This window comes from Pseudochrobactrum sp. sp1633, assembly GCF_030376605.1.
Lineage (GTDB): Bacteria > Pseudomonadota > Alphaproteobacteria > Rhizobiales > Rhizobiaceae > Pseudochrobactrum.
On sequence record NZ_JARRAE010000006.1, the window covers coordinates 75,384 to 101,609 of the forward strand.

Genomic DNA, 26,226 nt, shown 5'->3' on the forward strand with positions numbered 1-26,226 from the left:
CCATGTCCCCTCTGTCAGCACCGCTGATACGCATAAAACAAAACTCTGAGCCCGCCGGAGCTGAGCCGCATGTCAAACAGACATGCTAAACACATTAAAAATATTCCCTGGCGCACCGTACAATCAAAAATCCGAACCAAAATTCAGACAATTATACAGCGATCCGGCGGAAGACTTCCGCAGACACCAAAGGCAAAATTTACTTGCCGACCCAAATCACTAACGCTTGTTCACTATAAGAATCAGAGAGTTGATTCTATGGCAAGCCCTTACAAAAAATTACGGGTCTTGCATCCGAATCAGATTAGCGTGAAGCCACTGATTTCTTACAGTTTTTCATTAAACTCTTATTCCGGAAATTTATTTTAGCAAAATACAAAGACAGGACTCTTGACAGGGGCAAATCACCTTAAAATCCTGATTTTGGACACCTCAAAAGCAAATCGCCGCTACCCTCCCCGACAAGAGAAAACAACGGCGACAATCATAAATTCTGACAAGTTTCGTAGTCACGGAACAACTGTCAGAATGATCGGGTAACTCAATCCAGAAACGGGCTGACTTCACGTCCTTCAAGAAACTGGCCAAGGCGGCGAATTTCCCAATGCAGGTTAATACCGGAATTTGCCCGCACTTTATTGCGCACAGTCTCACCCAGCAGCTCCAGATCATAACCACTGGCATTATTGCCATTGATCATGAAATTGCAGTGCATGGTCGACATATGCGCACCGCCGACGGTAAAACCACGGCAACCGGCATTGTCAATTTCTTTCCATGAAGATGTACCTTCAGGGTTTTTGAAAGTGGAACCGCCGGTCTTCTCACGGATCGGCTGCACAGTCTCGCGATGGTTCTGCACTTCATCCATCGCAGCACGGATAGCGGTAGCCTCACCGCGCGGACCTTCGAACAGCGCAGACGTAAAAATAAAATCTTTCGGCGCAGAGCAATGACGATAGGCATAGCCCATATCGGCGTTGCTCAACACATGCAGATTACCCTTGCGGTCAAGTGCACGCACTTCCAGAACCCGCTCGCAGGTCTCAACACCATTGGCACCGGCATTCATGCGCAATGCACCACCAATACCGCCCGGAATACCGTGGTAGAAATGGAAACCGGCAATGCCAGCCTCAAGGGCAGCCGCAGCTACGCGCTTGTCAGGCGTTGCCGTGCCGGCACGCAAACGCGTATCCGACACCTGCTCGACCTCACCAAAGCCTTTGGCGGACAAACGCACTACAAAGCCCGGAATACCGCCTTCACGCACCAGAAGATTGGAGCCGATACCGACAGTCATCACCGGAATTTCTTCCGGCACATTTTTCAGGAATTCCGCCAGATCGTCTTCATCCGCGGGCTGAAACAGAACTTCCGCAGGACCACCGGCGCGAAACCATGTAATTTTATCCATGCCGGAATTTGGTGTCAGACGTCCGCGAACACCGGACAAAGGTTTTTCAAGCTGTTTTAACAGCGCTTCACCATCAAGCTTTACAGCCATTTTCAACCATCTCTCTTAAATCGATCCGGACTTCAAATTTTCCGGATTATAAGCATCGCACAATTCGGATAAGGTCAGGAGAAAGGCGGCAGGATCAAGGCATTATCCCCGATCCGTACCGGTATTTTTTTAAAGTCCGCTACATTTCAGTGTCTGAATCAAAAAGCGACAGACGCAAGCGAAAATGGTGATTTTTGAGCATCCGAACGGAGCGTACATATTGTACGTGTGTACGGAAGCGGAGAAAATTGCCATTTGCAGCCAAGTCGGGCGACTTTTGGATCAGACACTCAGGCAGTAACGGTACCACCAAGCTGCTTAGGCAATGCATAAGCCCATTGCGTGATGTTGCCGGCGCCGAGGAACACGACAAAATCGCCTTCCTGCGCCAATCCTTTGATGATTTCAGGCAAGTGTGCAGGGTCTTCCAGATAGCGTGCATCACGATGACCGGCGGTCTTGATCTTGCTGACCAGCGTTTCCGAAGTCACGCCTTCAATCGGATCTTCACCGGCAGTATAAACCGGCGCAATCAGCACAGTATCCGCATCGTTGAAGCAGGTGGAGAAATCATCAAACAGGCTCGCCAGACGCGTAAAGCGGTGCGGCTGGGCAATAGCAATAACGCGCTTTGATGCGGCTTCACGGGCAGCTTTCAGCACAGCCTTAATTTCAACCGGATGGTGACCGTAATCGTCGAAAATTTCAACGCCGTTCCACGAGCCGGTATGGGTAAAGCGACGCTTCACACCACCAAAGCCGGACAGACCTTTACGGATATCATCAGCAGTCAGGCCAAGCTCATGGGCAACAGCAATAGCAGCCGTGGCATTGGACACGTTGTGACGACCTGGCATCGGCAGACGCAGATCATTGATCTCAACAGTCTCGCCCTTACGATCACGGATGACCACGTCAAAAATGGAAACAGCACCATCCATACGATGATTGGAAAAACGCACATCGGCCTGCGGATTTTCACCATAGGTAATCACGCGGCGGTCTTCGATACGGCTTACCAGTGCCTGCACTTCAGGATGGTCAAGACACATTACGCCGAAGCCATAGAATGGTACATTTTCGACAAACTGACGGAAGGCCGCCCGCACATTATCGAACGAGCCGTAATGGTCGAGATGTTCCGGATCAATATTGGTGATAACCGCAATATCCGCAGGTAATTTGAGGAAAGTACCGTCGCTCTCGTCGGCCTCAACCACCATCCACTCACCCTCACCCATACGGGCATTGGTGCCATAGGCATTGATGATGCCGCCATTGATAACAGTCGGATCAAGGCGACCAGCTTCCAGAAGCGTCGCAACCATCGAGGTCGTGGTGGTCTTGCCATGCGTTCCGCCAATGGCAATCGCCTGACGGAAGCGCATCAGCTCGGCCAGCATTTCCGCACGACGCACGATCGGCAGCAGGTTTTCCCGCGCCTCAACCAGTTCCGGATTATTCTGGCGGATAGCCGTGGAAACCACCACAACATCAGCCTTGCCGATATTCTCAGCTTTGTGACCGACAAAAACTTCAATGCCTTTATCGCGCAAACGCTGCACATTGGCACCATCAGCCTGATCCGAACCCTGAACCTTATAACCCAGATTATGCAGCACTTCCGCAATGCCGCTCATGCCAATGCCGCCGATTCCGATAAAATGAACCAGACCAATATTCAGAGGCATTTTCATGCGCGTTTTCCTTCTTTGTATTCAGAAACAGACAATCCCGCTGCAATAGCCTCGGACAGATCAGCAAGCAACCGTGTTGCGTCAGGTCGGCCGGAACTTTTTGCCCGTTCTGCCATATCTGCCAGCCGCTGCGGCTCATTCAGCGCAGCAATCAGAATTCTCGCCAGTGTTTCCGGCTTCAGTTCAGATTGGCGGATCACCTCACCGCCCCCTGCCTTTGCCAGCGCTTCCGCATTCGCCGCCTGATCATGATCAAGCGCAAACGGAAACGGCACCAGCAAGCTCGGACGGCCAATGGCTGCAATTTCAGAAACAGTGGAAGCACCGGAGCGGGACAACACAAAATGCGCTTGCGCCATCATCTCCGGCAAATTGCCAAAGAATGGCGCAACCTGCGCTTTAACGCCAAGCTTCTCATAGGCTTTGCGGCAGATCACTTCATCTTCAGGCCGTGCCTGCTGGGTAACAAACAGTCTTTCGCGCTCATCCATCTCGAGAAGAGCAACGGCAGCAGGAACCACAGTTGAAAAATATTGCGCACCCTGACTGCCGCCAAATACCAGCAGACGGAAGACATCAGGCTCAATGGAAGGCTTGTAGGCAACATTGGTCTGCGCCAGAACGCTCGGGCGCACAGGATTACCTGTCTGCACGGTTTTAGCAGCATGAGTGCCGCCTTCAGCAGAGAGAAAACCACCGGCAATGGCAGTCACACGGGCAGACAGGCCTTTATTGGCACGCCCCATCACCGCATTCTGCTCATGGATAAGCGTTGGTATGCCCATGCGGGAGGCCGCATAGAGCGGCGGTAAAGTCGGATAACCGCCAAAGCCAACAACCAGTTTCGGTTTCAGACGACGAAACAACCGACGACAATCAAGATTACCCTGCCACAGACTGTAAAATGTTTTAGCCAGAGCAATCGGATTTTTACCGGCGATGGTTGCGGAGCGCACCACATGCACATGGTTCTTGTCAAAACCGGATACAAAACGCTGCGCCCTATCATCTGTTACCAGATGCACATCATAACCGTCATTGGTCAGTTCATGCGCAAGCGCTTCAGCCGGAAACAAATGTCCGCCGGTACCGCCTGCTGCCAAAACGATAACACCCTTTGTCATCATCATCCGATCTGTATTTTTTAAACAAACAGCTCCGAACAATCATCCTTCGGAACTGCGCAATTCGTCTTATAATTTAAAGCGCAGGAATACGCTCGCCTGCGCCTTTCAGCGTGGCAGACATCCGGCGTTCAGGATTATGCCGTGTCAGCGCCAGCAAAATGCCCATCGTAATTGCAATCGCCACCAGCGATGAACCACCATAGGAAATAAACGGCAGGGTCATCCCCTTGGCAGGCATCAGATGCAAATTCACAGCCATATTAATAATGGACTGGAAACCGAACAGAATAACAATACCGGAAATTGCCAGCCGCGTGAAAGCATCACGCTCTTTCATTGCCACAACGAGACCGCGGATCACAATAAAAGCAAACAGCAGCATAATCAGAATACAAAGAATAATGCCGTATTCCTCCGCCGCAACGGAGAAAATAAAGTCCGTATGGCTATCAGGAATAATGCGCTTGATCGTGCCTTCACCCGGCCCCTGACCAAACCAGCCACCGCTGATAATCGCCTCACGTCCGCTATCAACCTGGAACGTATCGCCCTCGCCGGTCATGAACCGGTCAATACGGCCCGCCACATGCGGGAAGAATGTATAGGCGCTAAGTCCCCCGACGACAGCCAGACCGCCGAGCACAATAATCCATATCCACGGCATACCGGCGAGAAAGAACATTGCGCCCCAGCTCACTGCCGTCAGCGTGGTTTGTCCGAAATCCGGCTGCGCCATCAACAGCGCTGCCACCAAACCAAACAGCAGCATCGCCAGCAGATTGCCCGGCATATCGCCGCTGCGTTCCTGCTCAGAGAACAGCCATGCGCAAATCACGACAAAAGCGGGTTTCATAAATTCTGACGGCTGAATGGAAATACCGGCAAGCGATACCCAGCGCCGCGCACCCTTGACTTCAATCCCGAAAAACAGTGCCGCAACCATCAGCAACAGCGCAACACAGAGCAGGATCAGCGCAAAACGGCGCACCAGACGCGGGCTTAGGAATGATGTGCCGATCATTGCAATCAGCGCAGGGATCATGAAGAAAATCTGACGCTCAACAAAATGGAAACTATCAAGACCGATACGCTCCGCCACTGCAGGGCTTGCCGCATAGGACAGCAAAATGCCGAGCCCCATCAGCGCCAGACAGGCAGCCAGAAAATAACGGTCAATTGTCCACCACCAATTGGCGACCGGCCCGCGGTCTACGCGACTAACCATCAGTCTGTTCTCCCTATTGGTGCAAATCCCTGAAGCGTCATGACCTTATCGCGGAACGCGTTCCCGCGTTTTTCAAAATTTGCGAATTGGTCAAAACTGGCACAGGCTGGCGACAAGAGCACCACAGGCTCATTAGCCGCGTCATTCGCTGCATCATGTGCCGCATGCTCTATCGCTGCATCCAGCGTGTGGCTAATCTCAAACGGCACATCACTGCCAAGCGTTGCCGCAAATTGCGCAGCCGCCTCGCCAATCAGATAGGCTTTGGTAATCCGCGGAAAGAAGGTGTGCAGGCTTTCAATACCACCGCTTTTCGGCAGACCGCCCGCAATCCAGTAAAGCTTAGGAAATGACGAAAGTGCCGGTGCTGTTGCTTCGGCATTCGTTGCTTTGGAATCGTTGATGAACAGGGTTTTACCCTGATGACCGACCTGCTCCATACGATGGGCAAGACCGGGAAAACTGCGTAAGCCCCCAAGGATTTGCTCCAAAGAAAGACCGACAGTAAAACAGGCAACAATCGCTGCCAGTGCGTTCTGCGCATTATGCGCACCGCGCAGAGAGCCGATACCCTCCAGCGACAGCAGCCACTCAGCCTGACCATTTTCTGAACGATAGATATCAGCGCCTTGGGCATAAAAACCGTTTTGCAGCACCTGATCCTTAGAGAAACGGATCAGTCTTTTGCCCGACTTTTCCAACCGCTCAGCAATGGCAGCGCAATAAGCATCATCAACAGCTACGATTGCCGTATCACTGCCTGCAACCAGACGTTCTTTGATCGCGGCATAATTCTCCATCGTGCCGTGCCGGTCGAGATGATCCGGTGTCAGGTTGAGCAAGATACCGGCTGTGGGATTGAGCGAAGGTGCCAGATCAATCTGGTAGGACGAACATTCAACCACATAATTGCGGCCATCCGCCGGCGCCTCAAGCGACATCACGGCAGTACCAATATTACCGCCAAGCTGCATATCGCGACCGGAGGCTTTGATAATATGCGCAATCAGTGCCGTTGTGGTCGATTTGCCATTGGTGCCGGTAATAGCGACAAACGGGCAATCAGCACCCGCTGCAAGTGCAGCACTGCGCTCACGGCAAAACAGCTCCACATCCCCAATCACCGGAACCTGTGACTGATGCGCCAGTTCCACGCTCCAATGCGGCTGCGGATGGGTCAATGGTACACCCGGTGAGAGCACAAAAGCACTGAAAGCCGACCAATCTGCTTCGCGCAAATCCTGCGTGGCGATCCCCTCGCTCATTGCGCGGGTAACACTGTCCGGATTATCATCCCACGCCACAACCTTCACACCACCGGCGATCATAGCTTTGGCTGTTGCAATACCAGACCCGCCAAGGCCAAACAGCGCAACAGTTTTATCTTTCAGGGTCAGGGTTGGGATCATGGTCAGGCCGCCAGTCGACAATGCGTTCAGTCAATAATGTAAAAACATATTCGCCGGATTATCACTCCGGCATCTTTATAAACAATGAAGCTGCCCGCATAACGGGCAGCCTGATTAGAGCTGTCTTAACGCAGTTTCAGCGTTGAAAGACCGATCATCGCCAGAATAATCGCAATGATCCAGAAGCGGATAACGACCTGACTTTCCGTCCAGCCTTTTTTCTCAAAATGGTGATGGATCGGCGCCATCAGGAACACACGCTTGCCGGTCAATTTAAACCAGCCCACCTGAATGATAACGGACAGCGCTTCCATAACGAACAGACCACCGATAATCGCCAGCACGATTTCATGCTTGGTCGCAACCGCAACCGCACCCAGCATACCGCCCAGTGCGAGCGATCCGGTATCGCCCATAAAGATCGCAGCAGGCGGAGCATTGAACCAGAGGAAGCCCAGACCGGCACCAATCACCGCACCAAGAATAACGGCCAGTTCACCGGTGCCCGGTACGAAGTGAATTTGCAAGTAATCAGCAAAAATCGCGTTACCGGAAAGATAGGCAATAAAGCCAAAAGAAGCCGCAGCAACCATCACCGGCACAATCGCAAGACCATCCAGACCATCGGTAAAGTTCACGGCATTACCGGAACCAACCATAACAAAGGCCGCGAAAGGAATAAAAAACCAGCTGAGATCAATCAGCATGCCTTTGACAAACGGGAAAGTCAGCGACGATGAGAATGGTTCCTGCCCAGTGCGCATAATGACATAGGCAGCAATCGCAGCAATGATGAACTCAAGTCCGAGACGCGCCTTGCCGGAAAAGCCTTTATCCGACTGTTTGGTAACTTTGAGATAATCGTCATAAAAACCGATGGCACCAAAGCTGATTGTTACCAGCAGCACCACCCAGACATAAACGCTTTTGAGATTGCCCCAGAGCATGACCGAAGCCAATGTTCCGAAAAGGATCATCAACCCGCCCATTGTCGGCGTACCGGCTTTTTTAAAGTGAGTCTGAGGGCCATCCGCACGGATTGGCTGGCCGCGTCCCTGACGAACACGCAAACTGTTGATAATGCGTGGCCCAAGCAAAAAGACCAGCAAAGCTGATGTGATCAGCGCACCGCCGGTGCGGAAAGTAATATAGCGGAACACATTGAAAAATGACAAGTGATCCGCAGCATTGGCTAATAACATCAGCATCGGGTGAATGCCCTTCAGGTCAGTATCGGTACTTTAATACACAGCATTACTCACAAACGCAGTGCTTAGTTCCTGTTATTCTTGAGCAGCCATATTGGCTGTATATGGAAAATCCGATCTCATACTTTGAGTATGAAACCGGTATAATTACTCTGCTGCCTCTGAGATCGCATATTTTTTCAGCAATGCATTGACGATTTTTACAAAGCCTATCGATTTTGACGACTTAATCATCACCACATCTCCGGGACGCACTGCTTTGACTACAAGTGGAAGCAGTTCGTCAACGCTTTCCCGATACTCAACCTGAATTTCTGCGGGCATTGCGGATTTCAGGGCACTCATATGTGCGCCGCCGATGAAGAGCATATTCACATGCGCATCAACAATCGGACGCGCCAGATCGCCGTGCAGCTTGGAGGATTGCTTGCCAAGTTCCAGCATATCGCCGAGTACAGCAATGCGCCGTCCCTTCTCAGCTCCCTCACCTTGCGGCTCAGTAGCTTCCAGCAGCGAAAGCGCTGCACGCATAGAAGCCGGATTGGCATTATAGCTTTCATCAATCAGCGTGAAAGTGCCTTCGCCATGACGCAGGTGATATTGCGCGCCCCGTCCGGCCTCAGCCTGTAAACTGGCAAGCGCCAGCACAACTTTGGTCATATCCGCGCCGACAAGATGCGCAGCGCCCATGACCGCCAGCATATTTTGCACCATATGGCGTCCGGGAGCGCTGATCTTAACCGCGGCTTCCTGTCCGGCAAGAGAAACAGTGATGCAGGAGCAATCGGATTTCATCACCAGATCGCGCAGTTTATAGGTCGAGCGCGCATTTTCACCGAATGTCGCAATATGTTCGATACCGGCTGCAACGGCCAGTGTTTCCAGCTGTTTGAAACGCTTATCGTCACGGTTCAAAAGCGCATAACCACCGGGCAATACGCCTTCGAAAATCTCGGCCTTGGCAACAGCAATTTCTTCCAGATTAGCGAAATGTCCAAGATGAGCCGGTGCAATCAGCGTAATGGCTGCGACATGCGGTTGAACCATTTTCACCAACGGGCGAATTTCGTCATGATGGTTCATGCCAATTTCAAAAACGCCGTAATCAGCATCTTCAGGCATGCGCGCCAAAGTCAGCGGCACACCCCAGTGATTATTGAAGGAGGCTGCTGATGCATGCACTTTTCCGCAAGCGGACAGAACGTGACGCAGCGCTTCCTTGGTCGTGGTTTTGCCAACAGAACCAGTAACAGCAATGATCTGCGCTTTCGAGCGAGCACGCGAGGCAAGCCCGAGGCGGGTCAATGCCGCGAGCACATCATCAACCACAATCATCGGCACTTGTAATTTGCCCAGCGCAGGCAAACGCGCTTCAGTCACAACCAGCAGGCCTGCGCCCGCTGCCATAGCAGAGGTTGCAAAATCATGCCCGTCAAAGACATCGCCTTTAATGGCGAAAAAAGCTTCACCCTTACGCAGGGTTCGGGAATCGATTGAAATACCGGTAATGCCCACAGGAAGATGGCCGACAGGCCGCCCCTCCATTGCTTTTACCATATCAGCCGATTTCCATAGAATATCATTCATTTAAAACGCGCCTCAAGCGAGCGGACAACTTCAGCATGGTCAGAAAACGGCAGCGTCACATCCTGAATAGTCTGCCCCTCTTCATGCCCCTTGCCCGCAATAATAACTGTATCTCCCGCATCCGCGAGCAGCACTGCATGGCGGATCGCCTCATGACGGTCGCCGATCTCCAGCGCATCAGGCGCAGCGGCCAGAATTTCTGAGCGGATCACTGCCGGTACTTCCGAGCGTGGATTGTCGTCCGTCACAATAACAATATCCGCCAGACGGGTCGCAATTTCTCCCATGATCGGGCGTTTGCCCTTATCACGGTCGCCGCCGCAACCAAATACCACGATGACACGACCGGTGGTGAATGGACGAACCGAAGTCAGCACATTTTCCAGCGCATCCGGCTTATGGGCATAATCCACATAGACCGGCACGCCGTTTTCCGTAGAACCGACCAGATCAAGACGACCCGGCGCACCTTTCAGGCGCTCCAAAGCGCGGAAAGCCGCATCGGCAGGCACGCCTGACACGATTGCCAGACCTGCCGCCACAAGCGCATTGGCCACCTGAAAATCACCGGCCAGCGGCAGCGTGAATTCATAAATTTTACCGCCATGACTCAGTTCGATATGCTGACGGTGACGCTCATGCTCCACACGTTTCAGCGTAATGAAATCGCCTTTCCGGCCAACAGTTTTAATGTCACAACCGGCATTTTTAGCAGCCTCAATAGCTTGCGGTGAATACACATCATCGGCGAACATGATCGCCGGAGCGCCTTTTGGCAGCAGCGTATCAAACAGGCGCATTTTAGCGCCGAGATAATCCTCAACCGTCGGGTGATAATCCATATGATCGCGGCCAAGATTGGTGAAGGCACCCGCTGTCAGCTTCACGCCATCAAGACGGCGCTGATCCAGCCCGTGGGATGAGGCTTCCATACAGGCATGGGTTACGCCCTCATCGCTGAGTTCTGCGAGAACTTTTTGCAGTTCCACCGGATCCGGCGTGGTCAGCGAGCCATATTCATTGCGTGTCGGAGAAAAAATACCGGTTGTGCCAATGCTCGCGGCTGCGAAACCGGCATAAGCCCAGATCTGCTGTGTGAAAGATGCGACTGAAGTCTTGCCACTGGTACCGGTCACAGCTGTCATGATCTGCGGCTGCTTGCCGTAGAATGTAGCAGCTGCCATAGCCAGCGCATGGCGAGGATCATGGCTGCGCAGTACCGGCACGCCAATATCGCTGGCATCCATATGTTCATCAGCCAGAACAGCGACCGCACCGCGTTTGACTGCATCCGCCGCATAGGCTGAGCCGTCATTTTTCACGCCTTTGAGCGCAGCAAATAAAGTGCCTTTCTGCACGGCACGGGAATCGGAACTCAGTCCGGAAATCTCAATCTCCGCTACGGAGCTTGTCATATCATTCACGAATGCGGCGATATCTTTAAGTTTCATTCCGTCTCAGATCCCGATTTTTGAACGCGTTCTGCGCCGTGTTCGCCATATACAGGCAATATGTATCACAGCAAATTATGTCTCAGATCAGTCATTTTCATAAGCCGCTAAGATTGGCGGCACATCTTTTGCAAAGTCAGGCGAAACACCTAAGAATGATGCTGACCTGCGAATGATATTTGCAACCATTGGGGCAGCATTGAGTCCGGCAGTGGCAGAAAGCTTACCTTCTTCCGGTTTTGGCTCATCAATAATCGTCAAAACCACATAAGTCGGGTCATCCATCGGAAAAGCAGCCAGAAATGCGTTAAAGCGCACATCTTTGGAGTAGCGGCCGTTGATTACTTTTTCCGCTGTACCGGTTTTACCGCCAACGCGATAGCCCTTCACCTCAGCACGGCGGCCGGAGCCGATCTCCGAATTGAGACGATAGAGGTAACGCATATCATCGCTGGTCTTAGGTTTAAGAACCTGCTTTGCAACAACATTCGCCTCGTCCTGAGTGCGCGGTACAAAAGTCGGCGGAATAAGTTTGCCGCCATTGACCAGCGCCGCAGCCGCAACAGCTGTCTGCAAAGGTGTTGTCATCATACCATGTCCGTAAGAAATGGTAATGGAGTGTACTTTCTTCCACACGCGCGGCTCAACCGGACGTGCCACTTCCGGCAATTCCGTCTGCATACGATCCAGCAGACCAACGCGCTTCAGGAATTCACGATGGCCTTCAATACCAATCGCATCCACTTCTTTACCCGAGCCGATATTGGATGAGTAAATGAACACTTCTGCCAATGTCAGCCAGCGGCCTTTGCCGTGGAAGTCGCGAATTGTCTGACGGCCGATGGTGATCGGACGGGTCGCGTCAAACTTGCTTTCCAGATTGAACTTGCCTGAATCCAGCGCCATAGCAGTGGTAAAACTTTTGATCGTCGAGCCCATTTCATAGGTACCCGCAGACATACGGTTCAGACGATCTTTTTCCAGCGCATTAACCGGATTATTCGGATCAAAATCCGGCACGGATGCCATTGCAACCACTTCACCGGTCTTGGCATTCAGCACCACGGCTCCGGCAGCAATCGCACGGTATTTCTCAACAGCACGCACCAGCTCGTCGCGCATGATATGCTGCACACGCAGATCAATCGACAGGCGAAACGGTTCCAGATTATCCGGCTGGGCAAGACCTGCCATCCGCAGATCGCTCAGGCCCTGACTGTCGATATATTTCTCCATACCGGCAATCCCCTGATTGTCGATATTGACCAGACCGACAATGTGAGACGCAGTCGGGCCGCCCGGATAGAAACGTGATTTTTCTGTACGGAAACCAATGCCCGGTACGCCCAAAGCCATAATCTGGCTTTGCTGGCGCGGAGTTAGTCCGCGCTGGATCCACACGAAACCCGCACCGCTCTTCAAACGGCGATATGTGGCTTCCCAATCCAGAATTGGCAAAACAGTTGCCAGCAGTTCCAGCGTTTCATCCGGATCTGCAATCTTTTTCGGCTCGGCATAAAGGGACGCTGTTTTAATATCTGTCGCCAGCACTTCACCGTTGCGGTCAAGAATATCAGGGCGCGAGGCGAGCGTACTGGCAGCACCGGCACGGTAACCTTCATTCTCGCCACCTTGCATACCGTAATAAACAAGACGACCACCGATAACAGCATAAATACCGACAAAACAGCTAATAGCCATCAGCAAACGGTTGCGCGCACGGTTACCGTGTTTTTTACGGTTACCGGCAAAAGCAACATTATTATTCAGCGGGGAAGTGGCAATGCCGCCCTCATCACTGAGCGCGGCGCTGTCAAATTCAGGTGCCTGCCCTAAAGCAAGAGCGCCATCTGATGAAGATTTCTTACGACGGAACCAGCCGTTCTTTCCGCTCATGGCCGCACTCCCGGAACAACAACGCGCATGGGCGCCGAAGCTGCTGGCGTGTTTTGCACAATGCTGCCAGTGCTCAAGCTGTCTACCGATGCCACCAGATCAGCGCTGCCGCCAATCAGTTTTTCAATATCATCAGCCTGCTTCATCGGAATATCGTCGAACAGGCCGATCTGTGTCACGTCAACCGGCTGCAACTTCAACTGTGTCTGATAAATATCTGTCAGGCGCTGCAAACGGTTTGGCTGGGTCATCAGACTCCAGTCAGCCTTCAGCAGATTGATTGTATCTTTTTCAAACGCGATCTGACGTTGGATTTTCTTAATCTCAACGACCTGCTTTTCAGCATCATGCTTGATTTTATAGGTCACGGTTGCCGCCACCAGCATCACTGCGATCAGGATAATATCTATGGTTCGCATCATGATGATTTCCTCTTCGCAGTGTCAATTTCAGGCAGAACAGGCAAGGTCGGCAAACCAAAAATACTGTAATCGGCTTTGAGCGGCGGGTGCTCTGTGCGGATACCGGCACGCAGCTTAGCCGAACGGGCACGCGGATTACGCATGGATTCTTCTTCACTGGCGCCTACAGCACCTTTGACCGCAGGTGTGAAGCTGCCGTGGCGCATATGCGCTTCCGGCAAATGGCGCGAACCGCCGCCACCACCGGCACGATCCGCAAAAAAGCGTTTCACGATGCGGTCTTCCAGAGAGTGGAATGTCACCACAACCAGACGTCCGCCCGGTTTCAGCGAACGTTCTGCGGCAATCAATGCACGCGCCAGTTCACCCAATTCGTCATTCACATAGATGCGCAGCGCCTGAAAAACGCGCGTAGCCGGATGAATCCGGTCTTTCGGATGGCGTCCGACCAGCATTTCAATCGCATTGGCAAGATCACGCGTCCGGCTGAAAGGCTCGCCTTCGCGGCGCTTTTCAATCATGCGGGCAATACGACCTGCATGGCGCTCTTCACCAAGGAAATTAAAAATTCGCGCCAGATCGCCCATTTTATACTGATTAACGACATCGGCAGCACTTAAGCCCTGCGATGACATGCGCATATCCAGCGGGCCGTCTTTCTGGAAGGAAAAACCGCGATCAGCTTCGTCAATCTGCATGGAAGAAACGCCGATATCCAGCACAACACCATTAGGCTGCACATCGCTCAGCACATCTTCCATCTGGGAAAAACGCGCCTGCACCAGACGCAAACGCCCCTGAAACTCTTCAACCATCGCCTGTCCGGCCGCAATAGCATTCGGATCACGGTCAATGGCAAGCACGTCAGCACCGGATTTGAGAATGCGGCGCGTATAGCCGCCTGCACCGAATGTGCCATCCACATAGAGTTTACCGGCCTCAGGCTGCAAAGCACTGACAACCTCTTCAAGCATCACCGGAATATGGCGTGAATAATCCTCGCCACCGGCAGATGTCATTCCGGCAGCCTCATTTTGCGCCATGATTTCATTCGGCCCTGTCATTATTGTGCTTTCCTCATCGGACCATGCATGAGACCGGCAGACCTATGCGTATCAGCATTCCGCAAACCGGCGGATGCCGGATGCAGCATAAAAAATCTGGAAACGAAACAAAGTCTGGACGCAACAAGCTGCATTAAGAAATACCACCGGGGCAAGGCAGGCGTCAACGGAAGCCCGAAAACTGCGCCAATCATTGCCGTATTATACTTTTTTGTGTTTGCGCCACCCGCCGGTTTCGCATTACACCGTCCATAAATTTATCCAATATTAATATTAAGGAAGGGTTATTATACCGGTAATGATATCATTTATATCCGGTTAAAACGGCATTTCGCCCGCTTTATAATCCTGCATCGCTTTTCAGACAGACCCGCATTGCTTTTCAAACAGAATTGTCAGCCGGTCTGTAAGCCGGGTTCTGTATGGCCGGACTGTTTCCAGCCCGACGCGGCAGCCATTCATCTGGGACGGATGTCGCCACCCGCCTCTTGCAACCCACCCGGACGGCTATCCGGAAACTGATTATCAGGCCGAAACCTGATGCGCCGTCCCTATTCGGTCTTGCTCCCGATGGGGTTTACCGTGCCACTCCCGTTGCCGGCAGCGCGGTGGGCTCTTACCCCACCCTTTCACCCTTACCTGTTCAAGATCCCGAAGGATAAAGACAGGCGGTCTGCTCTCTGTTGCACTTTCCCTGAGGTCGCCCTCGCCGGGCGTTACCCGGCATCGTGTTTCCCTGGAGCCCGGACTTTCCTCACTTGCCACCTTTCGGTATTGAACAAGCGCGGCTGCCCGACCGGCTGACACGCGTCTATAGGCTGCATCTGCATTAAAACGCAATAAAAAAGCTGGCTTTCAGAACCTGAAAGCCAGCTTTTGCTTAAAATCCCAGCCCTGCTACTCAAGGGCTGTTTAGATTTAGGTTATGGCGTAACGCAAATGCCGCCAGAGCCTGAATATAAACAGGCTTAAAATGAACGCATCAAGTTTTTAACATTGCTGCAATATTTTGCCGAAATCGGGTTCATGCGCTTGGCACCATGACCGGCATTATATTTCAGAATTGTACCGCAAGTAGTACCGCCGCCCAGCTGCTGTGCTTTTGCCAGATATTTCATTCCGAACTGCACATTGGTTGCCGGATCATACAAGCCTTTGGCCGATCCTGTGTAGCCCATATCACGGGCTGTACCGAGCTTGATCTGCATCAGACCAATTTCACCTGCACTGCCGCGAACATGTGCCTGATAATTGCTTTCAGTACGCACAACCGCATGAGCCAGTGCCAGCGGCACGCCGTAGCTGGAAGCATAGCGGGCAATAATTGTGGAATATGGCTTGCCCGATTTATCGACCTGCGCCTGCTTTGTTTCAGCCTTGCCGCTGATCTGATTGTTCAGGTCAATGCGGGTACGTGCTGAGCGACGCTCAATAACAGGCATTTTGGCGGAAGCGCCGGTGGCCTTTTTCTGATAAGCTGTGCGGCTGGTATCAGCCTTGTTTTTAGCGGTATCACTTTTACCGGCTTTATTTTCTGAAGCTTCATTTTTAGCTTTCAGAATAGCCATAAGATTTGTTTTTTCGACGACTGGTGCACTAATAGCTGATGTCAAACCGAACGAAACCATCGCTCCGCTCAGAGCGCATAAAAATCCAAATTTTTTAATCATAAACCTAACCGTTGGAACTGTTGTATAATTCCGCTGAAGCGATTTCGCATCTGTGCAAAACCAACTTTCAACGCCCTTCCTTCTGGGAAACAGTCCGCCCCATAACCAGATCTGCTCAAGGAAATTGAGGTTGTATCTGACGTCTGAATGCAGCCGAAGATTGTCCGACCAAATCACAGTTTACTAAAACCTGTAACAATAGCGGGATAATTTCGGGAGGCAGCAATAAGGTTTTTATAAAAATCAGCTAGTTACGGTTTCACGCAAATTCGTTGAAATCAGCTTGTGCAAAGTCTCAATTGTCGAGATATCAGCCACACCATCAATCTGAATTGGGCGAAAATGGCGCTGAAATGCGCTCAGCACGATCTTGGTCTGCTCATTAAACTCGCCGTTGATCATGATATCATAGCCATACATAGCCAGCATGGACTGCAAAGCCTCGACCGGTTGCCCGCGATCACCCATCGCAAAAAACCGTCCGCCGCGGATCGGCGCAGGCTCGACCCAATGGCCGACACCAGCTTCAAACAATTTTGCCCAAGGAAAATTCTCACCCGGATCAATCTTGCGTTCCGGTGAAATATCCGAATGCGCCAGCACATGCTCCGGCACAATATTATAGCGCTCGCAGATGGAGCGGCATAAAGCAATCACCGCGTCTGTCTGCACATCGGGAAAAGGTGGAAAATTATCCAGATCACCGGCATTGACGATTTCAATACCGATAGATGCCGAGTTGATATCCCGCTCGCCCTTCCAGCAGCTTTTGCCTGCATGCCATGCACGCTCACTTTCAGCCACCATCTGCACAATCTCACCGTTTTCATGAACGAGATAATGCGCAGACACCTCACGCTCAGGGCACTTCAGAATATCCAGCGCTTCTTGCGCAGTCGCCAGTCCTGTATAATGCAGGATCAGGAATTGCGGTTTCTTACCGTCTTTGCGCGGGCCGAAATTGGCCGAGGCATCAACAACGGCACCGCTGTAATCAGGAGTGCTCAGCAAAGCACGGGTTGCAGACGGGTTATTCTGCATCAATGCGCCTTCCGGCAAATGACTATTCTGCGAGCTCATGCTGACCTGACTGTTTTTCGCCTAACTGCTTTTCGATTGTTGCCCATGCCGCATTAATCGCAGCCAGACGATGATTGGCTATTTTTTGAAACTCATAAGGCATACCACGCGCGATAACCAGATCCGGATGGTTCTGGCGCACAAGATTGCGATAATGCTGCTTCGCCGCTTTATAGCTCACACCGCGGTTTAAACCTAACACAGCGTAAGGGTCGGAAGGACCGAGATTAACATGCCTGCCCGCAATCACCAGAAACTCATCACCTTCAATGCTGAAAATTTCGCCCACACGGCGCAGGAACTGCATTTCTTTGTCATGCACATAACCGTCGGCCTTGGCGATATAAAACAAACCATCAAGAACATCGGCCAAAGCACCGCAAGGGGCATCTGCGCCATCCTGCTGCGATGAACGGCACAGCGATGCTATCTGACGGGCATAGCTTTCAAAGCCGGCAACGTCTTGCTTTGCAAGATTATAAAGGCGGGAAACATGATCTGCTTCTTTTTCAGGAACTTCAAAAATATCCTGAAAAGCGCGGACTTCATGCTGGGAGACAATGCCGTCTGCCTTAGCCATTTTGGCTGAAAGAGCAATCATAGCAATAGAAAAGGTAACGCGGCGGCGTGTTTCGGCGTCGCCTTCAAAATAAGTGCGGACGGCTTCAATCACACCGGAAAATGCGCTGTAAGCCGTCTGCGTAAGAAAATCAGCGATACTGGACCAAATCGACATAAGCTTTTGTAATTCAAAACAACTCTGATGGAAACCATCAAGCATACAGAGCTGTGTGAATTTCAGATCACACTATCGTATTTTGCCAGTATCGGGCATTTATGCGTAGAAACCGGAGCCAGTTTACATCGACTTCGTGCCGGATTGCTCTTCATGCAACTGGCGCTCCATGCGCACACGCACAAAATCTTCTGCTGCCTTTTTGGCGATTGCGGCCTGTTCAGCACTCTGCCCCACACTCATTGCGGTCTTCTCGGCATCAGTTCCGGCCTTTTGCACCGCAACTGCTACATCCTGTGCTGTCAAAGGCTGTTTAAGTTCCGGCAAAAGCACGGCTGGTCCTGAAACAGCGTCACCCGCAGCTTTTGCATCAATATCAGCCAGTTCCTGATCTGCCTTTGACTGAAGTTCCTTCTCAGAATGAGCGATAACAGCCGCAACACTATCCGGATGTTTTTGCACAGCCTTTTCTGTCGTCAGGAACCCGCCGGAAAACACCAGACCGATCAAAACAGCAACCGCGATAATAAAAGCAAACAGACGGTACATTGAACCTCCTCCGGTCTGACGAACCGTTCCTCATCGGGCAGTACCGGATATGCATATGCGCTCCGGTTTGCCACGGTAAAAAATGACAGTATTGCTGAGAACGCTGTGCAAGTTATGACCCCTACAATCAAAAAATATTTTGGCAACAAATATTCAGGGATAGATGCCGCTTCGGGTCATTACACCGCAGCCGATCCAAATCATGGATCAGAAGAATAATCAGGGCGTTCTAAAGAAAAAATTTAACCTTTTACGGTAATAAAACATTCATGAATTTCCTGCGATTTTTGTGAGATAGTAACTGATGAAGCCAGCAGCAATTGCCCTTCTCAGCCTCGTGCTGAGTGCATGCACATCTGTGGATTATGATTTTTCGGATGTGAAGCCTGCAGCAGGCACCGGGATCTCCCTTCCTTCCGCCAGCACCAAAGCGCCACGGTTTTACGACCGCAAGCCGCATGATTACACCGGAAAAACGCCCTGGCATTATCCGGTACACGGCACAGATGTGTCCAAATATCAGGAAAAAGTTGACTGGCAGCAGGTGCGCAACGGCGGCATTTCTTTTGTTTTCATTAAAGCAACAGAAGGCGGCGATCGCGTTGATGACCGCTTTAACGAGCATTGGGCAGGCTCACGCGCAGCCGGTATTCCGCGCAGTGCCTATCATTTCTATTATTTCTGCCGCAGTGCAGCTGAGCAGGCACGCTGGTATATCCGCAATGTACCGAAAGACCCGAGTGCTCTGCCGCCGGTGCTGGATATGGAATGGAATCCGCTCTCACCATCCTGCAAATTACGGCCTGATCCGGCCGTTGTGCGCAAGGAAATGCGTACATTCCTGACGATGGTCGAGCGCCACTACGGTAAGAAGCCGGTCATTTATACAACCGTAGACTTTTTCGATGACAATGATCTGCGCAGTTTCAGTGATTATCCGTTCTGGTTACGGTCAACTGCCGGTCATCCTGATGAGAAATACGGCCCGCATCCTTGGGTATTCTGGCAATATACCGGCACCGGTACTATTCCGGGCATTAAAGGTGACGCAGATATCAATGTCTTTGCGGGCAATCACGGCCAATGGAGAAAGTGGCTCGAAAGCAACAAAGTCAGATAAAAGCACCTCCGGCGTCTGAATCTGGCTTTAGCGTCTTCTTTTTCACAAAATATTTCTGCAGGACACTGGCAGGCACAAACTGAAACAATTCCGGATGCGATGCACCGGAGTTGTCCGGTCAAGGAATCTGTTGCCTTACTGTTTAAACGGAACCATCAGCTTCAGTCAGACCTCTGCGGGGTCTGCTTAAGAAAGAACTGAGTTATGTCACGTCCTGCTTTTTTGCCAGCCTTCAGATCAGTGTTCAATCCGCTTCTGACTGCTGCTGCCCTGCTTTCAACCGCCAGCTTCGCTTTTGCCACGCAAACTCAGCCGCAAACGCCTTCTCAGACACACCCCCAGAGCACGGCACCTGCGCAGACAGTGGCGGCACAAGTTGAAAAGCCTGCCTGTGCAGGCGATCTCAACATCTGGCTTGAAGGCGTGATAACAGAAGCCAAGGCTGCCGGCGTGTCGGACAAGACGATTGCAGAGCTGCACAAGGCCAGCATTGATGAGCGCACATTATCGCGCGACCGTACCCAGACGGTTTTCAACCTGACCTTCGCTGAGTTTTCCAAGCGTCTGATTTCAGAACAGCGCCTGAAAAAAGGCCGTGAAAACCTCGTCAAATATGCAGACATCTTCAAGAAGGCTGAGGACACATATGGTGTTCCGGGGCCGGTCATTGCCGCATTCTGGGGTTTGGAAACCGACTTTGGTGCCATTCAGGGTGATTTTGATACGCTGAACTCACTGGTTACGCTTGCGCATGATTGCCGCCGTCCGGAGTTGTTCCGTCCGCAATTGCTGGCATTGTTACAGCTTATGGACAAAGGCGTCGTTGACGCGGGCACGATGGGCGCATGGGCCGGTGAAATCGGCCAGATGCAATTGCTGCCGAAAGACTATCTAGAGCGCGGCGTAGACGGCGATAATGACGGCAAGGTGGATTTGCGCAACAGCGTAGCCGATGCCGTGATGACTGCCGCCCGTATGTTGTCTGAGCTGGGCTGGCAGCGTGGCGAGCCTTGGCTGGAAGTTGTGCAGCTGACGCAGGACCTGCCTTGGGAAAACTCAATCCGCACCTATCGCCTGCCTCATTCCAAGTGGAACAGCTGGGGCGTAAAATCCGTCAATGGCAGCCCGCTGGGCGCGGATGACGGCGATGCATCCTCCTCATTCCGATGGGACGCAAAGGCCCCTCCTTCCTGTCCTACCGGAATTTCGATATTTTCGTCGAGTGGAACAAGTCCATCGTTTACGCCACGACTGCGGCCTATTTCGCCACACGACTGGCTGGCGGCGAACCATTCCTCATTGGCACACCTGAAGCTGGCCTCTCCACAGACGAGCTGAAAGAGCTGCAAAACAAGCTCGTCGTCCGCGGCTATGACATGGGTCGAATCGATGGTGTGTTTGGCACCATGACCAGAGACGCTGTACGTACAGAACAGCTGCGTTTAGGCATGCCTGCAGATTCATGGCCAACGCGTGAATTGCTCGAAAAGCTATAATTTTAGTGGGATTTTGATGCCGCCTGTAAAAAATTTTACGGCGGCATCAAAACTTATCGGCAACATTCAATCTATTGTAATTATTGCATTTTTAAAATTTACACCTGAGTGCGTACCCGCTCATTATTGCCCGCACCAACTACCCTCCATGAATTTTGACTTTTCTTTGGCCGTTTATGTCGATAAAATGACACAAACGGGAAATGTGCTGACACAGTTAAAAAACAGTCAATTTGATCGTTAGAACCATGCAGCTTGCATGACTGATTGAAGAGACTGGATGTTGCATTTCCGGTTTAGAGTTAAGAGAAACGGCTCTGTATTGCCATTCTGTGTGATGGCATTAAGGGCATATTTCCAGACTTTATCTGTCGCATCCGCGGCACATAAAACTAACTTAGAACCTGCTCAGGAGGCATCCATATGGGTTTAACGCGTTCAATCAATGCCTTGGTATTTTGCGCAGCTTTTGTTTTCGTCGCAGCAATGATTGTCGGTGTATTTCCCTGACCTCGCATCTATAAAATCCGGATCTCAGTTTCCGTTTTTATAAGCAATATTTTCACAGGCATCACTTTTACAGATACCACCGGCATCTCTCGGCATTCCGCAAAAGCGTATAATTAAGTCCTGTCTCATTTGAACATGAAAAAGCCCTGCGGAAACATTTCCGCAGGGCTTTTTGCTATCAGGATTGCGGTCTGGTTTATGCAGCGACCGGCGCTCTCACACCCAGCAAATGACAGATCGCAAAAGCCAGATCAGAACGGTTCATCGTGTAGAAATGAAAATCGTTCACACCGCGCTCGATAAGGTCATTCACCTGCTCGGCAGCAAGCGCTGCTGACACCAGCATATGTGTCTGAGGGTCATTATCCAGCCCGTCAAAACGATCTGCCAGCCAGGCCGGTATACGTGTGCCTGCACGCTTCGAGAAGTTTGCCACCTGTTTGAAATTATGGATCGGCAGCACACCCGGAATAATCGGAATATAAATGCCCGCACGGCGCACACGCTCCACATAGCGTTCATACAGATCATTATCAAAAAAGAACTGTGTGATGGCGCGGGTGGCTCCGTTATCGACCTTGCGTCGGAGCATCTCAATATCTGTGGCAAAGTCCGGGCTTTCCGGGTGCTTTTCCGGATAGGCAGATACGCTGATATCAAAATTAGCAATTGATTTAAGACCTGCCACCAAATCGGCACCGTTCTGGTAACCATCCGGTGTCGGCTGATAAACCTCACCTGTGCCATTTGCCGGATCACCACGCAGCGCCACAAAGCGTGTCACGCCCAGAGATGCAAAGGAGCGGACAATGGAATTGACCTCTTCTTTGGTGGCATCCACGCAGGTCAGATGCGCGGCAGGCGTGATTGAGGTTTCCTTGATGATACGGGCAATGGTTTTATTGGTACGTTCGCGGGTAGAACCACCAGCACCATAGGTAACAGAAACAAAAGCCGGATTAAGCGGCGCCAGACGGGTTACTGTTTCCCACAGGCGTGCTTCCATTTCTTCTGTCTTCGGCGGGAAGAATTCAAAAGATACGCGAATTGGATGCGCGCTTTCGGAGCGGCGCTGCTGGCCAAAATAAGACATCGGAAATCTCCGTCATGCAATCAAATAGGTGCTGCGCCCATGCAGCCATGAAAACTTAAATCTGCTTTATGGCTGATGCCGCAATCATGCAGCATCAGCGATGATCATTCGCGGATCACGCGCCAGCCACAACTTAATCACAAGACCGGAAGCCTGCCCGCCCTGCGGCTCAAGCGCTACAGATTTTTCCGGCTCAAGACCTGCGGCTTGCATCCAGCCGGTCATTTGCTCATCGCTGAAACCAAGCCGTAAATGGGCATGTTCATCGCGCAGGAATTCAAGATTATGCGGTGCAAAATCCACCACCAGCAAACGACCCTGCGGGCGCAGTGCCCGCGCAGCCTCACGAATGGCCGACTGCGGCTCATCAAGGAAGTGCAAAACCTGATGAATTGTCACCAGATCATAGCCGTCGCGGTCGACCGGCAGCGCATAAATATCGCCTTGGCGAACCTGCGCATGCGCAACCCCTGCCTGATCCAGATTAGTGCGTGCAACGGTAAGCATATCGCGATTGATATCAATGCCGACACCGCGCACATAAAGCGGGCTGAACATTTCCAGCAGGCGGCCGGTGCCGGTGCCTATATCCAGCATAGACTGGAAACTCTGCTCACCGATAACACCGCGCAGCGCATCCTCAACCATCGCCTCGTCAATATGCAATGAGCGGATCTGATCCCAGCTTTCGGCATTGGCACTGAAATAGGCGGTTGCGCGCTCATGACGCTCGGCTTTCACCTGCGCCAGACGCTCCTGATCACGGATAAAGAGCGGGTCCTGATTATCCTGCCAGCCAATCAGCGCACGGGAAAGCCCCTGATGGATCGGCGCTTCTGACAGACGAAAATATGCCCATGAGCCTTCCTGATAGCGGCTGATCAGTCCGGCCTCACTCAAAAGCTTGAGATGACGCGATACACGCGGCTGCGACTGATTGAGAATGGATGTGAGGTCCGATACGGTGAGATCGCCACCTGCAAGCAGCGAGAGTATGCGCAAGCGGCTTGGCTCAGCCGCCGCTTTCAGCACTTCCACCATTTCGTCCAGAGCCAGAGGCTTACCAGTCATACCACACCACACATTTCAAAACACATAAAGATATGTTTATGTGATGTGCGATGTTAATGCAACTAAAATCGACACAGAACAGCTTTAAACTCCGCATCAACCAACCCAATCACCGCATCCATAATAAAAGGTTCGCCATGCCTCCAACTGCACGACGCCGCGATGAGATTGCACAGGCACTCACCCTGCTGGCACCACGCACACCCTATTATGATGCGGAACAAATCCGTGAGGCCGCCGCCGCATCGCATCTGCGCGCCCTCACCGCACAGAATGCCGTGCGCCTGACACTGCTCGCCTATATCCGCCACACCTACACAGACTACGACAAACTGCGCGACGAAGGGCTGGATAAAGACAGCGCGCTTTATTGGATTCAAGATCAGACTTCAGAAAAACTAAAGCAATGGCAGGCATTAAACTTATTGCCTGACAGTAATTACAGTGACCAATAAAATGAATATGTGGGAGATTAAAAATGTAATTTAATTTATTAAAAGGGTTTTTAAATGCCATATACATTTCAAATACAGTCATCCTTAAATCAAAATTATATTATTCCCAACACAAGCACTTTAAAAAATAGCTTTATTAATTATACAATACAGGGAATAGATAAAGCTGGAAACAATAAAAAATCAGAAACATACTGGATTTCCAAAACAAATCCAAAACTTTTAACTGGAAATTTTAGTCAGCCAGTACTCATGTACAATCCAAACAAGAACCTCTTTTTTGGTGATAGCGAACAAATCATTCCGATGAAATCCCCTAATCAAGGAAAAACTGGATCGGTTGCCGGCGCCTTTAATTTTGCAACCTCGGATATATCGCCAAGGTTTATTTTCAAATATGTGAGCTCACAATACGAAATTTATCTCGATGACGACCGTGAAGCGGATAAAACAAAGCTTACAAAAAAGCTTGTTATGGATAAAACCAATTCAAATCGAGTATTAATTACAGATGCAGAAATAATTCGTGACGGGCTTAATGTAGACGACAAATGGATAGTCACGATTAATTCTTAATTCTTATGTTTTCAAAATAAAAGGCTTTTTAAAATGTCACAATACTTAAATATATATCTGTACGACAATAAAGCAATCAGCCAATTCCAGCTTGCTATCGATTATATTGGCGACGGCAACAATCTGCTTTTAATGGAATATCAAGCTGAAGCAGTATCCCCGTTTTATCCTGACGCCACAGACAAGGGGCAGTATTTTGTGGTTGACAGTTTCCCGGATTGGACCGCTGTCACCAATGGGCAAAGAGTCAATATCCCTGAATTCCCAATTTATAATCCCTGGTCTGGCGGCTTCTTAAACACAACAGGCCAGCAGACAGATGATGTAACAAATGCTAACGGAACCATTGTAGGGAGCTCGACTTTCTTATCCCCGAACAGTGTTGATAAATTCAACGTTTTTGCTGTGAACTCTTTTGGGACTTGCTATATTTATAAAATTATAAAAAGCCCAAATGCAACAGGTACCGGAACGACTGATACCAAATATTACCTTGCATATGATGCGGTAAACCACACAATTTGTTATTATCCAACAACTACCCCTGATAACACAGGGGATCAGTACTTTGTGGAATGGAGAATTGAAAAAATAGATACTACTGATATCCCTTCTGCTTGAAATAATATCTCTAAAAAATAAATTTATAAGCTACGCGCTCCAATCCGGCGCGTAGCAGATTTGTTCCGGCATCCTTACAGCGATCTTATCAAAAGCTGTAACATCCCCCGCTCGCTCTACCCAGCCGGTCTGACCTCGCAGATATTTCGCTGCTTTTACAAATGACAGCGCTACCACGGCCTCGTTCTGTACGCCAATATGCTGCGCGATTGATGTTCCGACGATTTTGCACGGTGCATTCAGCCCGTTCAGTTTCAGGGTCAGACCACCATCAAAAAACAGCACCGTACCGGCAGGCAGCAATGTGAAATCTGCAATGCCCTCCACCACAATATTGGCACCAATCCATTCCGGCCTGATCGCATCCAGCCCCATTGTCGCAGCAATCTTTTCCAGTTCTTCCACCGAGATCAAAGAGAGTTGCCGGTCATTACGGATCGGCGTGCCCCGCTCATACCACGGCTCGCGACCTCCGGCTTTACGCGTCATTCCGTAATGATAGTCACCAATAATCCCGCCATGATCACATTGCAGATGATCCACTTGCTGCGTTACAAAATCCTGCCCTGAAGCAATATAAAGACCACGGACACGACCTGTAATTTTGCGTGCCGCTATGCGCTTGCCATGAACACTTTCAAATAAATCCGTCATAG

At 51.0% G+C, this 26,226-nt stretch carries 22 protein-coding genes, 1 other RNA gene and 1 pseudogene; 5 read left to right on the top strand and 19 right to left on the bottom strand.

The window, feature by feature from the left end; all coding sequences use genetic code 11:
- Positions 1–541: 541 nt before the first annotated feature.
- The 16 genes from murB to P8H26_RS08665 all read right to left on the bottom strand — a co-directional run bounded on the left by murB (position 542) and on the right by P8H26_RS08665 (position 18,628).
- A complete protein-coding gene (murB, locus tag P8H26_RS08590; protein ID WP_289632527.1) occupies positions 542–1,507 on the bottom strand; it encodes a UDP-N-acetylmuramate dehydrogenase in 966 nt (321 codons plus the stop codon).
- 290 nt (positions 1,508–1,797) lie between these two features.
- Entirely contained in the window at positions 1,798–3,204 is a 1,407-nt protein-coding gene (murC, locus tag P8H26_RS08595; RefSeq protein WP_289632528.1) for a UDP-N-acetylmuramate--L-alanine ligase, read from the bottom strand.
- Complete coding sequence (gene murG, locus P8H26_RS08600) at positions 3,201–4,334, bottom strand: undecaprenyldiphospho-muramoylpentapeptide beta-N-acetylglucosaminyltransferase (protein WP_374708262.1); 1,134 nt, start codon at positions 4,332–4,334, stop codon at positions 3,201–3,203. The genes murC and murG overlap by 4 nt, the downstream gene beginning before the upstream one ends.
- Before the next feature lie 70 nt (positions 4,335–4,404).
- Positions 4,405–5,556 (bottom strand): putative lipid II flippase FtsW, encoded by a 1,152-nt coding sequence (gene ftsW, locus P8H26_RS08605; RefSeq protein WP_289632529.1) that lies wholly within the window; start codon positions 5,554–5,556, stop codon positions 4,405–4,407.
- Positions 5,556–6,965, bottom strand: a complete 1,410-nt coding sequence (gene murD, locus P8H26_RS08610) for a UDP-N-acetylmuramoyl-L-alanine--D-glutamate ligase (protein WP_289632530.1) — start codon at positions 6,963–6,965, stop codon at positions 5,556–5,558. Before murD ends, ftsW begins: the two co-directional genes overlap by 1 nt.
- Before the next feature lie 125 nt (positions 6,966–7,090).
- The gene (gene mraY, locus P8H26_RS08615; protein WP_289632531.1) at positions 7,091–8,173 is read right to left on the bottom strand and encodes a phospho-N-acetylmuramoyl-pentapeptide-transferase; all 1,083 of its coding nucleotides are present in this window, start codon (positions 8,171–8,173) and stop codon (positions 7,091–7,093) included.
- A 147-nt stretch (positions 8,174–8,320) separates the two neighbouring features.
- Entirely contained in the window at positions 8,321–9,760 is a 1,440-nt protein-coding gene (locus P8H26_RS08620) for a UDP-N-acetylmuramoylalanyl-D-glutamyl-2,6-diaminopimelate--D-alanyl-D-alanine ligase (RefSeq protein WP_289632532.1), read from the bottom strand.
- Positions 9,757–11,211 carry a UDP-N-acetylmuramoyl-L-alanyl-D-glutamate--2,6-diaminopimelate ligase gene (locus P8H26_RS08625; protein WP_289632533.1) on the bottom strand — a complete coding sequence of 485 codons (1,455 nt, stop codon included), beginning with the start codon at positions 11,209–11,211 and terminating at the stop codon, positions 9,757–9,759. Before P8H26_RS08625 ends, P8H26_RS08620 begins: the two co-directional genes overlap by 4 nt.
- 87 nt (positions 11,212–11,298) lie before the next feature.
- Positions 11,299–13,107, bottom strand: coding sequence for a penicillin-binding protein 2 (locus tag P8H26_RS08630; protein WP_289632534.1), 1,809 nt, complete (start codon positions 13,105–13,107; stop codon positions 11,299–11,301).
- On the bottom strand, positions 13,104–13,529 hold the full coding sequence (locus P8H26_RS08635; RefSeq protein ID WP_289632535.1) for a hypothetical protein: 426 nt from the start codon (positions 13,527–13,529) through the stop codon (positions 13,104–13,106). Before P8H26_RS08635 ends, P8H26_RS08630 begins: the two co-directional genes overlap by 4 nt.
- A complete protein-coding gene (gene rsmH, locus P8H26_RS08640; protein ID WP_289632687.1) occupies positions 13,526–14,548 on the bottom strand; it encodes a 16S rRNA (cytosine(1402)-N(4))-methyltransferase RsmH in 1,023 nt (340 codons plus the stop codon). The genes P8H26_RS08635 and rsmH overlap by 4 nt, the downstream gene beginning before the upstream one ends.
- Positions 14,549–14,984: 436 nt before the next feature.
- Positions 14,985–15,397, bottom strand: an RNA gene (rnpB, locus tag P8H26_RS08645) — RNase P RNA component class A.
- Positions 15,398–15,561: 164 nt separating this feature from the next.
- Positions 15,562–16,263, bottom strand: a complete 702-nt coding sequence (locus tag P8H26_RS08650) for a lytic transglycosylase domain-containing protein (protein WP_289632537.1) — start codon at positions 16,261–16,263, stop codon at positions 15,562–15,564.
- Between the two features lie 243 nt (positions 16,264–16,506).
- On the bottom strand, positions 16,507–17,304 hold the full coding sequence (locus P8H26_RS08655) for an N-acetylmuramoyl-L-alanine amidase (RefSeq protein ID WP_289632688.1): 798 nt from the start codon (positions 17,302–17,304) through the stop codon (positions 16,507–16,509).
- 22 nt (positions 17,305–17,326) lie between these two features.
- Positions 17,327–18,079, bottom strand: coding sequence for a DnaJ family molecular chaperone (locus P8H26_RS08660; protein WP_289632538.1), 753 nt, complete (start codon positions 18,077–18,079; stop codon positions 17,327–17,329).
- 123 nt (positions 18,080–18,202) lie between these two features.
- Entirely contained in the window at positions 18,203–18,628 is a 426-nt protein-coding gene (locus tag P8H26_RS08665) for a hypothetical protein (RefSeq protein WP_289632539.1), read from the bottom strand.
- 304 nt (positions 18,629–18,932) lie between these two features.
- On the opposite strand from P8H26_RS08665, the gene P8H26_RS08670 reads away from it, so the two are divergent.
- Positions 18,933–19,748, top strand: coding sequence for a GH25 family lysozyme (locus P8H26_RS08670; RefSeq protein ID WP_374708263.1), 816 nt, complete (start codon positions 18,933–18,935; stop codon positions 19,746–19,748).
- A gap of 222 nt (positions 19,749–19,970) precedes the next feature.
- A pseudogene (locus P8H26_RS08675) lies at positions 19,971–21,244 on the top strand (lytic murein transglycosylase).
- 706 nt (positions 21,245–21,950) lie between these two features.
- Here P8H26_RS08675 and metF read toward each other — a convergent pair.
- Positions 21,951–22,847: a methylenetetrahydrofolate reductase [NAD(P)H] gene (gene metF, locus P8H26_RS08680; RefSeq protein ID WP_289632540.1), complete on the bottom strand. Its 897-nt coding sequence runs from the start codon at positions 22,845–22,847 to the stop codon at positions 21,951–21,953.
- Between the two features lie 84 nt (positions 22,848–22,931).
- On the bottom strand, positions 22,932–23,918 hold the full coding sequence (locus tag P8H26_RS08685) for a metalloregulator ArsR/SmtB family transcription factor (protein WP_289632541.1): 987 nt from the start codon (positions 23,916–23,918) through the stop codon (positions 22,932–22,934).
- A 137-nt stretch (positions 23,919–24,055) separates the two neighbouring features.
- Between P8H26_RS08685 and P8H26_RS08690 the strand changes: the two genes are divergently transcribed.
- From P8H26_RS08690 to P8H26_RS08700, 3 genes are read left to right on the top strand one after another with little or no spacing between them, the layout of a single operon-like run.
- A complete protein-coding gene (locus P8H26_RS08690) occupies positions 24,056–24,373 on the top strand; it encodes a DUF2293 domain-containing protein (RefSeq protein WP_289632543.1) in 318 nt (105 codons plus the stop codon).
- Positions 24,374–24,427: 54 nt separating this feature from the next.
- Entirely contained in the window at positions 24,428–24,949 is a 522-nt protein-coding gene (locus P8H26_RS08695) for a hypothetical protein (protein ID WP_289632544.1), read from the top strand.
- Between the two features lie 33 nt (positions 24,950–24,982).
- A complete protein-coding gene (locus P8H26_RS08700; RefSeq protein ID WP_289632545.1) occupies positions 24,983–25,570 on the top strand; it encodes a hypothetical protein in 588 nt (195 codons plus the stop codon).
- Positions 25,571–25,600: 30 nt separating this feature from the next.
- Here the strand turns inward: P8H26_RS08700 and P8H26_RS08705 are convergent, their stop codons facing one another.
- Complete coding sequence (locus tag P8H26_RS08705; RefSeq protein ID WP_289632546.1) at positions 25,601–26,224, bottom strand: MOSC domain-containing protein; 624 nt, start codon at positions 26,222–26,224, stop codon at positions 25,601–25,603.
- Positions 26,225–26,226: the final 2 nt, after the last annotated feature.